This is a genomic window from Crateriforma conspicua (genome assembly GCF_007752935.1).
Classification (GTDB): Bacteria; Planctomycetota; Planctomycetia; order Pirellulales; family Pirellulaceae; genus Crateriforma; species Crateriforma conspicua.
This window is the reverse complement of record NZ_CP036319.1, coordinates 3332740-3348246: the sequence shown is the minus strand read 5'-3', so window position 1 is coordinate 3348246 and position 15507 is coordinate 3332740. Positions and strand designations below refer to the sequence as shown.

Genomic DNA, 15507 nt, shown 5'->3' with positions numbered 1-15507 from the left:
ATGGAGGTCCTCGATGTCGTCAAAGCCGTTCTCTTTTCGATGCTTAAAATTCGTCCTGGCGTGCTGGTGGTGGCTTACCTTGCTTGGGTTCGCCACCTGTCTGTTGTTTCTAATCGCGGCACCCTCTGAAAAACTTTCGTTCGCCGTTTTGGGGTATGCCAGCGACATTGATACGACGGCCTTCTCGGTCCATGACCGGCAAGGGCGATCACTTGATTTTGCATTCCCCGACGGAATCCCGGTCACGCTGCAATTCCCTGCGTCGGGTAACGGCGTTCGGGCCGGCTTGGTTCAGCGCGCATTCGCCGCGATGGTGATCGTGCCCTGCTTCCTTGTCGGCCTGTTCTTTATCAAGCAGCTCCGCGACATCATGAAAACGGTGGACCAGGACGATCCTTTCGCCGTCGCAAACGCGCGTCGAATTCGCATCATTGGGCTGCTGATTCTTGCGTTTGAATTGATCGTCTGCTTCGGGCGTTTGGCGATGTCCGGATTTGTCGACATCATGGCTCGCCCCGAAGGATTCAACTTCAACGGACGAATCCATCTTGACCTGGAACTGTTGGTGGTCGCGATTGCGATGCTAGTCCTATCCGAAGTCTTTCGGCACGGCACAAGGTTGCGCGACGAACAATCGTTGACGATTTGAGGTGAATCGATGGCGATCAAAGTCAACTTGAGTCGGGTCATGAAGGAGCGTGAGATCTCGTTGACCCAATTGGCGGAAGAAGTGGGCATCACCCTGGCCAATCTATCCATCTTGAAGACGGGAAAGGCGAAGGCGATCCGCTTTAGCACTCTGGACGCGATCTGTCGTGTCTTGGAATGCCAGCCGGGCGACATCCTGGTCCAGGAAGACGAGTCGGACGCGAAGTCGGGTTGAGACGTCGATTGGCGGTGGACCTAACCCTGAACTCTGGCAAATCCAGATACGAGGGCGGGCGTGTCCAGACCTGAACTCTGGCGAGTCCAGCTACGGGGTAATTTTGCGTTAGCGAACGCGTGGACCGAACAGGGACACGAAGCCGATATGGACTCGGTCGCGACTTGCGGCACCGGGGATCTTTTCGAAACCGTGACCATAGGACGCTCGCAAAGATGTCCGATCGGTCAGCGTCAGACGCATTCCCAGGCCCATGCTGATCAAGAACTCGTCGCCGAATTCGCCCGGCAACGGATCGATGTTCGATCCGCTGCCCATGTCGACAAACGTGAAGGCGCGAAAGGTGTTCGGATTGGAACAGCAACCGAAACGTTTCATTCGCGGCCCGAACTCGAGCGATGCAAACCAACCGTCATCGCTGCTGTAAACACGCTGATCATACCCGCGAATGGAATCGTAGCCGCCGAAGCCAAGCGTTTCGCTGAACAACAGTCGTTCCGATGCCAACTGACCGACAAAACGCCCCATCAGTTGCCAGTTCTGCTGCACGTTCCACAGGCGTTCGGCACGAAGCCGTGTGTAGAAATAGTCCGGCGTCGTGTTGGCACGGATCGTGTTGAAAGCGGCCGTGTTGTGATCGCCGGTGAATCCGGCACCGGGCCCGACAAACGAATCCCACATCAGCAACCCGTACTGGTCGCGGCAACCACGGCGAAGATGCTGGAACGACAATCGAAGCTGGATCAAATCAGCCGCCGAGTTCTGAACCAACTGACCGCCGAATTCAAGGTTGTTGTTCGTTTGTTTGAAATCAACACCCAGCGACCAGTTAGTGTCCACCCACCGAGTCTTCTGTAGGTGGTGAGTGATGCCCATCCCCAGTTGCCAGCTTTCACCATCCTGATTGACCGTTGGAATCGTCGGCGTCACACCGGCCCAACTGCCATAGGCGTTCCAGCTGATTTTGCGGCTGACCGGTTGCGCGTAACTGACGCTGTGAGCATTCAACCGATAGAACTCCGCATCGGCCGTGTACTGATAGCTAAGGATGCCGCCTTTGCCGAATGCATTGCCATAGATCATTCCGGCATACAACCGTTCCAAGCCCAACGTCCGCACGCCCGTGTCTTCGTATCCGGAATACACTCGAATCGGGCAAACGTCATCGATGTCAAAGATGATGTCTGTCGTGCCTTCGATATCACCGGGACGCATGTCAACGGAAACACGTCGGAACGGATTTTGGTTCAACCAGAACAAATCGTTGTTCAGTTTACTTTCAAAGATCTTGTCGCCGCGGCGCGTACACTGAACCCAGTGGCATAGATCTTCCGCTTCGAACACACAGCCATCGGTCATCGTGACCGAACCGATTCGTGCTTCGGTCACGACGATCTGGACAACCCCCGAAGTGATCTTTTGTTCGGGAATAACGACGTCGACAACCGGCTGACCACATTTGCGGTAATAGGTGATGATGTCGCGCGACATCTGGTTCAGCCGACGCAGCGTCACCGGTCCATCCAGATAGCGATAGACGATCGACTGCACCCCCGATCCATAGACCAGCGACGATCGATCGTCAAAGTCATGCTGGATCCCGGCGACCCCATCATGGGCATCTTCGGCGTCCACCTTGTCGGCATGATCCAAAATGATCACGCCCGCCAGCGCGTCGACCAGAACCTTGTCGCTTCCTTCGACCGGGTCCAACGATTCAGGCTGAACCGTCGGTTGATTGAACCTTTGGCTCGGCACCGACAGCGGCTTGTAACGCTCGTAGTTCTGGGCCTGCGTCTGCGTGGCATGAGCGAAGAACGCGGTGGCCGCTAGACATCCGGCCAGCGCGGAGCGTCTCCATGAAATTTTCATTCGTGGTAATCCTTTACCAGTGGCCGATCGCGTCGGGCGGTGCATCAAGGGGGGCAAGTAACCAGGCGCGGCATGGGGCATCGTGCGCTATGACCGAGCAGCATTCAGATCGGAAACATGCCACCCAGATCGCAGGTTAACGCATACAGAAGCGGGGGTTTCCCGCGGCACGCGTACCAGGATGCGGAACGACCGGATTGCTTGGGTTTTTCCGATAGCACGCCGGTTTGGGTGACATTGCCCCGCGTTGCCAGAAAAAGTTTGACTCCGTTGGGGGGGCTATCCAAACTAGCCACGCTCCAGAGAGTCCGTCTGAGTCAATTGCACGGGTTGGTTTAGCAACGCCCTCTCGATCCGCACTGTTATTAAAAAACCTGCTTGCCCGGCAACGATCCGTTGGCCGAGGCGCTTGCGACGAATTGAACGCCATGAGCCAACGACGCCGACGACAAAAGCGTGCCGAACTTCGTAACCTTCTTTTGGGCGGCGTGCTGGCCGTCAGTACGGCAACCACCGCGTCGGCTCAAAACCCGACCGGTGGCACAGTCGTCGCCGGTGCCGCGACGATTTCCAACGCGGGATCAACGCTGAATGTGAATGCCTCGACCGATCGTGCCGTCATCAATTGGCAAAGCTTTTCGATCGGCCAAGGCAACACAGCCAACTTTAATTTGCCGTCGGCATCGTCTGCCGTCCTGAACCGCGTGACCACGCCGAATACGCCGTCGGCGATTCATGGTGCGTTGAACTCCAACGGCAACGTCTTTTTGGTGAATCCCAGCGGCGTGCTTGTCGGACCCAACGGTGTCATCAACACCAATGGGTTCACGGCATCGACGTTTGACATCGGCAATCAAGACTTCATGAACGGTGGCCCGATGACGTTCCGTGGTTCTTCCACGGCAGACATCGTCAATCAGGGAACGATCAACACGGGTTCGGGCGGCGCGCACTTCATCGCCAACCAATTCAGTAACTCTGGCACGATCAACAGCCTAGGCGGATCGGTCACGGTGGGCAGTGGACGGAGTGTGACCTACAGCAACGGCGTCACGCATGTCGAAGCCGACATGGCCACGCTGCAAAACGGCTACAGCGAAACGGCATCGCTGATCAACAACACCGGCACGATCCGCGCGACCGGTGCGGTGATGGCGGGCGGCGAAGTTTACTTGACCAACCCAGGTGGCAAGGTCTTCAACAGCGGGACGATCGCGGCCAGTCAGTCCGTCTCGGTTAACACCGGACAACTAAATCACATTGGAACGATCGACACCAGCGGGACGACCGGCGGTTCGGTCACCGTGACATCCAATGACGCGCTCGTTCAAGGACGCATCGATGCCAGTGGCACGCAGTCCGGCGGTGACGTTCAAATCCAATCCAACACGGTGGACCAATACGCGGCGATCGACGCATCTTCGGATGCCGGAACTGGCGGCAATGTGCAGATCGAAACAACCACTGCCTACACCGCGACGACCGCGGGTGACATCGATGTTTCGGGGACCGATGGTGGATCCATCGCGATCACCGGACCAGGCCGCATCGTGACATCAGCAACACTGGATGCAACCGGGGCGACAGGCAACGGCGGCACGATCGACGTGTCCAGCAGCACCAAGACGTCGATGCTGGGTACCACGTTTGATGCATCCGGATCGATCGACGGCGGGATGATTCGTGTCGGCGGTGAATACCAGGGCGGCCGAGACCTGACGACCGACGAACTGGCCAACTCCGGGCAGACTTTGATCAGCCCTGGCAGCCAAATCATCGCCACCGGCGAAAGCGGCCAAGGCGGAACGGCGATCGTCTGGAGCGATGACCGAACGCAGTTCTACGGCGGCGTGGACGTCAGTGGCAGCGGAGCGGACGGGACCGGCGGATTCGTCGAACTGTCATCGGCAGGTCTGCTTCAGTATCAAACCACCGACGAAGTCCAAACCGGCGGCGGCACCGTTCTGCTGGATCCGAAGAATGGTGTGATCGTCGATACCGCTCCGTCCGGCATGGACATGATCACGTTTTCGCTGTTGGGTTCCGGCGAAACGTTCTTGGATGCGTTTGATCGGTTCGGCGTATCGGTCGGCCTAAACTCGGCGGGTGACCGTTTGGCGGTCGGTGCGATCGGTGACGACGGTGGTTCGGTTTTGAAGGGTGAATCTGGCGCGGTTTACCTTTTCGATCTTGATACCAACAGCGTTCTTGATTCCGTGTCGCTCGCACAGATCTTGCGTGATGGTGCGGCACTTTCCGGCGGCGGCACGCTGGAACTGGAAGCTGACGACCGCTTCGGCAGCGCGGTTGATTTCGACGGCCCCGGCGGCATCCTGGCGGTCGGTGCATCGCGCGACGATTTCTTGGGCTTCGATCAGTCACTCAGCCTGCTGGACGATACGGGCGCGGTTTATCTGTTCCAGCTGAGCACCACCGACCTTTCACAAGCACCTGAGTTGCCGATCGTCATTCGCGATGGCACACCGTTGGTGGGCGGTGGCGTCTTTGATCTGCGTGCCAACGAATCGAACTCCATCAACGCACAACTGGGTGGCGATCTTTTCGGAACCAGTGTCGCGTTGGATGAAGACGGAAACCGTCTAGCGGTCGGCGCCAACGGGTTCACCAATTCATTCGTCTATCTGTTCGAAATCAACCCGACCAATCTGGCCGCCGCTCCCAACCTTGCGCAACGACTGGGCAGCGATACGCTAACCACTTTGGGTGACCTGGATGCGGCCGGCTTCGGCGAAAGTGTCGCGTTGAACGCATCGGGCAGCATCTTGGCCGTCGGTGCCCCCGAGCTGAACAATCGTGCGGGCGGCGTCTATCTTTTCAACTTGATCAGTCAGAACTTTGGTCAGCCGGCACGGTTTCGACAGTTGGTCGAAAACGGTCCCGGCGGCCCGGTTTCGGTGGGACAAGCGGAATTTGGAAGCGGCGTTGCACTGAACGCTGTCGGCGACCTGCTGGGCGTCGGTGCCGAAAATCTTGGATTCCTCAACGGTGGCGTTTTCGGTTTCCAATTGAACCCATCGGACTTGACGGTTGCACCCAATTTGCTGGTTCAAGTTTCCGACGGCGTCCAGATCGGTGACACGACCATCGAAATCGGCAACGAATCCTATGGAGCGGACATCGCGCTGGATGCCGCCGGTACGCGCGTCGTGGTGGGGGCACCGGGTTTCGATGGTGACAACCGCGTGGCACAAGATTCCGGGTCGGTTTCGCTGTTTGATTTGGAATTCACTGGGACCTCGTTCCGCTATGAAGGCCGACGACTTAGCACCGATGCCATTTCAACCACGATGCCTGACGTGTCAGGCCTTGGACTTGCGGTTGAATTGGGATCGAACAAAACTCAACTTGCCGTCAGTTCGCTGGGCCCTGAATTTGGTGACGAATTCGGCCAAGTTCATTTCTTCCTGCTGGACGAAGACAACCTGAACACCGTGCCCACCCTGGTGACCACGCTTCGCAATGGTGTGGGCATTGATACGCCGGTCGGGTTGGAAACGCTTCAGTTGGACGATCAAGACATGTTCGGCAGCTCGATCTCCATCGCCGACAACGGGAACCTGCTGGCGATCGGTGCAGCGGGTGATGATGGCGTCGGAAACATGGACATGAACTCCGGTGCAATCTATCTGTTCGAGGTTGATCAGACCGATCCGGTGGTTCCACTTTCGTTGCCGCAAGTGATCCGCAATCAACAGTCTCTCAGCGGCGGGCAAACGTTGATGCTGGGCAACAACAGCGGCTTCGGTGGTGCCATCGCGCTGACCGAAGACGGCCAGCGTCTGGCGGCGGGAGCCTCGGGTGATTCCAAGGTCTTCCTGTTTGAATTCGGCGCCGGCGGATTCATGGGGCCGGCGACACTTGCACAGACCATCGCAGACGGAACCACACTGGCCGATACCACAACGCTTGACATTCCGTTTTCGCCCATCGGTTACGGTCTGGATGTGAATGCCGATGGTTCCCGGCTGGCCGTGGGAGAGCGAAACGGTGCGGGCGGGGGCGTCTATCTGTTTGAGTTAAACCCCAATGATTGGAGCCAGGCACCCGACTTGGCTCAGGAGCTTCGTCGTGGTGTGACGTTGGCTGATGGCAGCACTTTGTCTTTGGTCGCCGGCGGTGAATTCGGTCGCGGCATCTCGTTCAATGACGCCGGCGACCGCTTGGCCGTTGGACAGCCGTCTGACTTCAATCTCAACAGTGTCTTCTTATTCGAACTGGATACCAACGACCTCAGTGTCACGGCGGATCTGAAACAGGTCATCCGCAACGACACGCCACTCGCATCCGGCGACACCTTCCAGGGCGGCAATTCAACATTCGGACAGTCCGTTTCACTCGATGGCAGCGGCGACCGACTGGCGGTCGGCAACCCGGATCGCAATCGTTTCCATTTGTTCGATTTCGGCGGCGGCGGATTCGAGCAAACGGTTAATTTGGCCCAATCGATTAGCAATGACTCGCCGCTGGGCGGATTGGTTGAATTGCCCGCCTTCAGTGGATTCGGTGGCGCCGTTGCATTGAACGGGACCGGCGAACGATTGGCGGTCGAAAGCAACCGATCGATCTATCTGTTCGATGTCGACACAACCTTGGCATCGGATCCCGTGCTGGGACAAGTCCTACGTTCCGGATCGGGGCTAAGTGACGGGACGATCCTGAACATTGATCTTTCCGATTCCGATTTCGGCAACTCGCTCGCGCTCAACGGCGCCGGTGACATCTTGGCGGTGGGCGATCCAGAAGACCGCGGCGCGGTGTTCTTGTTCCAACTCGACGAAACGGACTTGAGTCAACTTCCTTCGCTGGAACTCTTCCTGACGGATACGTTTGGCGCCCCAGTTGAATTGGACCTGGGCTTTACGGATCGATTTGGTTTTTCGGTCGACTTGAATGACGCGGGAAATCGGTTGGCGGTTGGGGCCATCGGAGACCAAGGCGCGTCGGATCTTTCAGGCAACAGCACGGGAGCGGCCTACGTCTTTGATCTTGATCCGGACAACTTATCTCAAATGCCAACGTTCCGGGCTTTGATTCAAGATGGAGCGACATCGGGGATGGGGCAGGTCGTCGACTTGGACCCAGTGGATTTATTCGGTTTTTCTGTTGCATTGACGAATGACGGAAATCATCTGATTGTCGGTGCGCCCGGCGACGACGGCGTCGGTAACCTGTCGATGGATGCGGGTAACGTCTACGTCTACCGCGTCCCGGCGGTCGGAGTGCCTTCGAGTGACACATTCGATCTTGCTTTTGATTTCGCGGGTTCTCAGAATCTGATTGGTCCGGAATTCGCCATTGAGGCAGGAGATCGATTTGGCGCATCGGTTGCTTTCGCCGGGCCAGGCGATTTCTTCGCAGACACCGCCAACAACAACATCTTTGGCCAAATCGATGGCCACGGATTAGCGGTCGGTGCTACCGGTGACGACGGAGCATTCAACAACTCGCCGGACTCCGGTGCGATTTATCTGTTCGCCGAAGCGGCGTTCAATGGAGTTGACGACACCGGATTTGAAAACGGTGGCTTGACCACTTTCTTTGATGTCTTGAGATTTCCCGGATCCGATGCGCTCGGCAGTGCTGTCAGTCTAAATTCCGGAGGGACGCTGCTGGCAGTTGGAAACCAAGCTGATTCAATCGGCACGAATGACATCCGCGCCGGTGTCGGTAGCGTTTCGCTGATTTCATTTGGTAGTTCCTCAGGATTCTCACTGACTGGCAATTTGGCGTTCAGCGACTTCCCCGCCGACACCACCTTCATTGACCCTGATGACATCGTGGCGATCTTGAATGCGGGCAATGATCTGGTTCTGCAGTTCAGTAACGATCTAGAGATTCGATCCGACTTCTCCACTGCTGCGACGGGGGTTGGCACGTTGACGCTGCAGTCGGGACGCAACATCACCTTGACCCCCGGAACGGACCTTTTCATCGGCGATGGATCGTTGATGCTGGAATTCAATTCTCAGTCCGCGATCCCCGGGCAACGAGACCCCGGTGACCCGACATTGCGTCTAGACACGGTCTCGATTTTGGCATCGGGTGATGATTCAAGGATTCAGCTGTTACCTGGTGAATCGGAGGATGCATTGCTCGCCGATTCGGACCCGCTTGTTCACATCAGCGATTCAATCATCGGTGCAAATGAAGTGATCATTGGTGTCACGAATGCCCCCGCTGCTAATCAACGAGTCGTGATTGACGACGATTCCCTGTTGGCGGGAAATCGAGTGATTGTTCGGGGAACAAACAGCAGCCGCGGAATCGGAATTGATATTTCGGGAATGGGGACGGAACTCGTCGCATCGGAGGAACTGTCGCTCGCAGCCATTGGCGGCATAAGCATTTCCGATGGTGCGAAACTGACCGGAACCGAAAACGCATCGATTGGCATCGGCAACATCTTGCTGGGGAACGACCCTGAGTTTGATGTATTCCGAACTGCAGGAGATGGTATCTCGATTGACGGAGGCTTGTTGCAGACCGCCAACGGAGACATTGGGATCGAAGCGGTGTCTTTGGAAATCATCACAACACCTTCTGTCGGTGCTCCCGTGATTAGCGATGGTCCTAAATTTGAACGCGACTCTCTTCGCATGACAAATAGCGAAATCATCGCTGGCGGAAGCGGAGATGTACAAATCATTCAATCCGGAGAGGATGCGTATTTGCTCTCGCTTTCGGAGTCGACCATCAGTGGTCTGAACACCACGATCGTAATGAACGGCTTGGCTTTCAGCCCAAGGTCGGGTGCGTCGACAGTTAGCCTGCAAAATCAATCCCAAATCAATTCCGCAGCAAACGGAGAGTTGCGCATCTACCTTCCGCAGCAGTCGGGTGTGTCGGTGGACAGTTCATCAAGCTTCAACGGTGTCGCTGGCGGAAACCTGTTGGACTCCAATGGCAACCTGATCAATAGCGTCGGTGTGGGTGAGTTCATTGGAGAACAAGCCACCTTCCCCTTTGATGCTGACTACTTGGGCAATCCCCAGGCAAACGTTGCTTTTTATCTCGCATCGATTGATCTGACCCCCGGACTGTTTTTCACCGCCAACGACGGTCAGTCGACGTACGGTCAAACTCCAATCGATCCCGGTCTGTCAATCACGCGCGGCGTGCTGCAAGAAGGCGATACACTGCAAAGCATCGGTGTGGGCACGGACTTTAACCTGACCCAGTTCTCCGATGCGGGCACCTACACGATCAACGTCGAAGCGACCGATCTGGATCCCAAGTACCGATTGTTGGGTACCGCCAGCGGAACCTTCACGATCCTGCCGGCCGACTTGGTCGTGACAGGTGGCACGTACACCAAGACCTACGGCGACACGTTCGTCTTCCCTGACAACGACTTCACTGTCGAAGGCCTGGTCAATGGTGAAATGATCGGTCCGGTTCAGTGGCTCAGCCTTGGCACCCGTCCCGACGCCGATGTCATGGACACTCCCTACGCGGTCGGCCTGAACGTTAGAGGACAAGGGACTTTCAATCCATTGAACTACAACATCTCGTTCTCCAACGGTGGCTTGACGGTCGTTCCCGCCGATTTGGTCGTCAATCCTTTGAGCCAGCAGAAGACCTACGGCGATTCGATGTTGGACCGCACACGCTTCGAAGCGATCGGGCTGAAGAACGGAGAAACGATCCAACAAGTCAGCTTCACTTCGCCCGGCATCGCCGCAACCGCGAATGTCGGCAGCTATGACTTGGCCGCATCAGGAATTGCTGCTGCCGGCAATGGGTTCGACGCGAACAATTACAACATCGAACTCGGTTCGCTGTCCGGTGGATTGATGGTCACACCCGCACCGCTGCTGATTTCGGCGAACAACCAGTCGAAATTGATTGGCGTCGAATTCGTGTTCAACGGATCGGAGTTCACGGCGTTCGGCTTGAAGAATGCAGATACGATTGACCAGGTCGACTTGGCCAGTGAGGGAACTTTCGCCGATGCCGAATTGGGACAGTATCCGATCATCGCCATGAATCCGATGGGCGATCTCGATCTGGGCAACTATGACGTCACCATCAACAATGGCGTCTTCACCGTCCGAGATGAAATCCCGTTGCCCGAAGTGGGCATCCGTACCGACGACTTGGTTTACGACCAATTCGGTCGCTACATCGATTTCGCCAACACGGTCGACATGCTGACACCAACGAATGTCGGTACCATCAACCTTGGTCCTTCCCCGTTCAGCGCGAATGAAGGCGACGACTCGGATGACGCCACACAGGCCGATGAACCCAGTGGCGATGTTTACCTTCCAAACGCCATTCGCAACAGCAGCCGAGACTAAACACGACTCGTCATAGCGTCGGATTCCGACATCTGAGCCGACGGCGCAAGCCGAGATTGCAATTTATTGGAACGAGTTTCCAATCCCCACGTTGTGACGAACGTTCCCTCAACAACGTAGCACTGGTCACGCCAAGCACGGACGAATCGCCCCTGACAAGATCGCCGATGGGTGCCAGGGCCGATTGCACGCGGGCGGGCCGCTTTTTCGCTATCAACCGATCGAACCATACCGGTTGACTGCGGATGAGTTCGATCTGGCCCGGATCAGACGTTCGAATTGTTCCCGTCTGATCTAAACTGCACGATCCAATCGTTGAACGAACACCCCCTATGAAGATTGCAATGAAACTGTTCGCCATTGTCTGCATGCTGTTGCTGGTCAGTCCGGCGCTGCATGGTCAAGAATCCGCTGACAGCACTCAGGCGACCACTCAGCAGGCCCCGCACCCGGCGCAACCGTTGCTGGACAAGGCGTTGGCCGCATTCAAAGAAAGCGACGCCACTGCAGCGATGGAGTTGTTCCAATCGGCATACAACCAGCATCCGGATCTGCCGCCGGGCGAAGTGATGTTTGCTCGACTTGCCTACGCGACGGGAAATCGAAGTAGCGGACGCACCGCTTTGGAACGTGCCGCCGAAAACCATGGCAACGACCCGGAGGTCTGGAACATGCTGGCGGAACTTGCCATCGGCGAAGGACGTATCGCCGAAGCGGAGGTGTTGTTCGAAAAAGCGTTGGAGCTGTCGGATAGCTACGATCGCAACGAGACCCGGAAAAACAAACTGACGGCAACAGCCCACGCCGGCTTGGCCGCGATCTATGAACGGCGTCAAAATTGGGCCGCGGCAAAACCACATCTTCGTGCTTGGATCGAATTGGACCAACGCAACGAGGCGGCCTGGAATCGGCTGGCGGCGGCACATTTTCAGCTGGAAGATTATGAATTTGCCAAGCAGACGCTTCAGAACCTCAGCACGTTTTCGAAATCCGGCGTCCTTCCCGAAGTCGCCATGGGGCGAATGTACCAGGCCGACGGAAAGCATGAATTGGCAAAGAAGGCGATGCTGAATGCGAAACAGGCTGGTCAAGATGACGCGCAAACACAAATCGCCGTGGGACTGTGGGCGATGGCGGCGGGCGAGCAACAATTGATGCAGCAATGCGTCAATCGCGCCAAGGAGTTGGTGCCGGACTCTCCCGCGGTCAACGCGATGCTGGGAACCGTCAAACGTTTCGAAGGTGATTCTGTGGGCGCCGAGATAATATTCGCGGAACTGCACCAGCAGAATCCGGCTAGCTTCGACGCGACCAATGGCTTGGCTCTGTCATTGCTATCGCAGGACAGCCCTGAAAAACACCAACTTGCGCTGCGTCATGCGGAAGTACTGTTGAAGAGCAACTCCAACACCAAGACGCAAAAGGGACGCGCCGCGGTGGCCACCTACGCGTGGGCTTTGTTTCGGATCGGCAAGACCAAGGAAGCCAACCAAGTCATCCGAAAAGCAATCCTTGGTGGCGAATTTTCACCCGAAGTCGGCTACTTCGCCGCCGCCATCTTCGAATCCGGTGGCGAACTGGACGCCGCCAAACAGTTCGCCCAGGCGGCCCTCAACAGCTCCGTTGCCTTTCCCGAAGAAGCCGACGCCCGCGCGTTGCTGACACGCTTGTCGAAATAACGACACCATCCGGATCGATCCGTCAGCGGAACGGAGGTTTCAGTCGTCGGCGTCGGAGATGTTTTGAGCCAGTCGCACCAAGAATCGCTTCAGATCTCCGACAGCACCCACGCTGAACCAACACGTGGTTACCAAGGCGATCACCAAAGTCGCCTGGATGTATCCATTCCAAAAAGTCGCCCACCAGCGACCGTCGACCTGGAAGAAGCAAGCGGCCGTCGTTCCCACCACAAAGACGATTCCCAGCCCTCCGGTCCACGCCATTTTTGCCCCCCAGATCCACTTGTCACCGAGGGTGAATTCCTCGGACGGAAACAGGCTGCGTAACATGCGACGCACTTTGCCGGATTCGCGTTGCACGTCGTTGACCCCATCGACAAAGAATCGTGTCACATCGCCGGTAGGCCAACCCATGAATAGTCCCTGCACAACCGACCCGAGAATGTAGCTGGCCGTGGCCAACACCATTGTTCCTAAACTCCACCATTGTCCGTCGATCGGAAACTGCTGATCTCCGACGGGAAACTCAATTCCGGGCAATCCCAGTGTCATCGCGTCCAAAACTTTTTGCAGCGGTTCCAACCAATTTGGGTGCGAATCACTGAGCCAAGGATAGATTCGATCAATCCAAAACGTTTGGCCTATCACGCCTACCGTTGCGACTGCCGCGCCAACCGACAAACTGGCCCACGCCCCCCACGTGTTGCCCCAGTTCGTGTAAAGGCCTCCGATCAGCACGGCGCCGGCACCCCCAATGAAGATCGAAGCGCTCAAGAACATGAACTTCAACAAATAGTCGCTGGGCTGAATCAATAGACTGATCGCAAGGATCATCGCTGCGACCGTAACCACACCAAAACGCAACAAACGGATCTCCCCTTTGTCGCTGAGCGGTTCGGATCGAAGCGGCTGAACAACGTCGCGGATAAAAACGCTGGCCCACGCGTGCAGGTAGGTGTCGTGCGTGCTAAGGAAAGCCCCCAGCACCAGCACGATGAAGGCCCCCTTTAAACCGACCGGCAGCAAGACAGACGCTGCCGCGGGAACCGTCATCTGCCTTGCCACAACCGGATTATCGATCGACGCGATCTTAGATTCCACGGCCTGCTTCAGCGTTTCATTCCCGCCGCCTTCTAGCAATATGATCGCGGCCAACGGTACCAGCATCATCATCAACCGCACGGACAGTGCCCGCCATTCCACCAAGACCGCAGCCATCTTTGACTCATGCGGTGAAATCGGCGCGGCGCGGTACGGCGTGTCCCCCTGGAATGTCATCGTCGCATAGAACGAAAACAGAATGCCGATCGCAAAGTACCAGATATTGAACCCGGCCAAACGCGCCGAGGAAAACGGATCCAGACGTGAATGCCCCACCGGATCAGACTCGAACACATCAACCAAGACGGCCCAGTCCATCCACCACCACAGATAGCTGATCACACAAAACATCGACAGCATCGTGACAAACCCGAACAGCAGGTCCGTCAGGATGATAACGACCTGCCCACCCAACAGCACGATGCACGTCGCGGCCCCCACCATTGACACCATCAAGATGGGCTGCAACGGAAAATCAACGCCGATCCAGATCGACTCCGGCAAATCGGCCAGCGTCATGACAAATCTGGATCCGACCGCCGGGAAGATCCCAAAGTTCAAAACGCCCGAGACGAACGCTAACACCCCTGCGAAAACTCGAAATCGCTGGCTGTACCGCTGCCCCAAAAACTCGCCCAACGTCATCGCCCGCGTCTGGCGAAATCGATAGTAGACCCATCCGCTTAAGGCGATCACCAGAGTCGCGGGAATCGACAACAGCATCCACCAGTTTGCGGTGAGCCCCGCGTCATAAAACATTTCAAACTGGGCAACGATTGTGATCGCTCCCAAGCCAGCCATTCCATTGGATACCACCAACAGATAACGCCCCGCGGAACGCTCGGCCACCAAGTATCCCGACACACTTCGCACCAGGCGACGCGCGTAGACGGCGATCGCCAAAGCCGACACCATGACCGAAACAACAATGATCCAATCAAATAGATGCATGACGGATCAATGGCGAGTGGTGGAATTGGATGATCGATGATCCAGCAACTGACGCTCCGCTGCCGCCCAACAATCCGCCGGATGGTCCGTCTGATTCGTCCCTATCGGAAACCATCGATTGATCCCGACGGTGCTGGGAATCTGACCATCTTCGATGGGATTGTCGCCGATCACCGCTATCGTTTCCGGCGCAACCCGCAACTGACCGACCACACAACGCCAGAACTGCACCTGCCCCTTGTTGGCCCGACAATTGTTGGTACCGAAAAAGTCCATAAACAGATTCTGTTGCGTCTGTGAATCGAATCCCGCCAGTCGCAACTTGTGCCGTATGCCGTCGACCGGGTTGTTGCTGGTGATGCACAGCCGATAACCCGCCTGTTGCAATCGCGCCAGCCGAGCTGAAATCTGCGGATCGAGGACCGTCGTCCGTCGTGATTCGATCAGGTCCGCCTGTAGCCAAAACTCTACCGGATCAACGCCGACCGCGGCAAGGAAATCGCTCCAGGTCCAATAGACCGCATCCAACACATCCTGAATTGCTCGCAACGTGCTGCGGGTTGCCAAGCCCTGGGCCGCGGCCTGTTGTTTAATCAGTTCTAACAATGGGTAAGTTTGACCTGCGACGCCCGACTGGTGAACAAGTGTATCATCGATATCAATAAGCAAGGTAGATAGCGGTGGCATCGATCAACTTTGT

At 56.7% G+C, this 15507-nt stretch carries 7 protein-coding genes; 4 read left to right on the top strand and 3 right to left on the bottom strand.

Annotated features, from left to right (window positions below; translation table 11 throughout):
- The first annotated feature begins 103 nt into the window (after positions 1 to 103).
- Together Mal65_RS12550 and Mal65_RS12545 are read left to right on the top strand one after the other, a co-directional pair.
- Positions 104 to 649 (top strand): DUF2975 domain-containing protein, encoded by a 546-nt coding sequence (locus Mal65_RS12550; protein ID WP_231131357.1) that lies wholly within the window; start codon positions 104 to 106, stop codon positions 647 to 649.
- Between the two features lie 9 nt (positions 650 to 658).
- Positions 659 to 883: a helix-turn-helix domain-containing protein gene (locus Mal65_RS12545; protein WP_145297982.1), complete on the top strand. Its 225-nt coding sequence runs from the start codon at positions 659 to 661 to the stop codon at positions 881 to 883.
- A 108-nt stretch (positions 884 to 991) separates the two neighbouring features.
- Here the strand turns inward: Mal65_RS12545 and Mal65_RS12540 are convergent, their stop codons facing one another.
- Positions 992 to 2755, bottom strand: a complete 1764-nt coding sequence (locus Mal65_RS12540; protein ID WP_145297979.1) for a ShlB/FhaC/HecB family hemolysin secretion/activation protein — start codon at positions 2753 to 2755, stop codon at positions 992 to 994.
- Between the two features lie 428 nt (positions 2756 to 3183).
- Here Mal65_RS12540 and Mal65_RS12535 point away from each other — a divergent pair, with 428 nt between their 5' ends.
- Positions 3184 to 11076, top strand: a complete 7893-nt coding sequence (locus tag Mal65_RS12535; RefSeq protein WP_145297977.1) for a two-partner secretion domain-containing protein — start codon at positions 3184 to 3186, stop codon at positions 11074 to 11076.
- 344 nt (positions 11077 to 11420) lie between these two features.
- Complete coding sequence (locus Mal65_RS12530; RefSeq protein WP_196784795.1) at positions 11421 to 12755, top strand: tetratricopeptide repeat protein; 1335 nt, start codon at positions 11421 to 11423, stop codon at positions 12753 to 12755.
- A gap of 39 nt (positions 12756 to 12794) precedes the next feature.
- On the opposite strand, the gene Mal65_RS12525 is transcribed toward Mal65_RS12530, so the two are convergent.
- The gene (locus Mal65_RS12525; RefSeq protein WP_145297974.1) at positions 12795 to 14807 is read right to left on the bottom strand and encodes a sodium:solute symporter family protein; all 2013 of its coding nucleotides are present in this window, start codon (positions 14805 to 14807) and stop codon (positions 12795 to 12797) included.
- Between the two features lie 6 nt (positions 14808 to 14813).
- Entirely contained in the window at positions 14814 to 15494 is a 681-nt protein-coding gene (locus tag Mal65_RS12520) for an HAD family hydrolase (RefSeq protein ID WP_145297971.1), read from the bottom strand.
- Positions 15495 to 15507 lie beyond the last annotated feature (13 nt).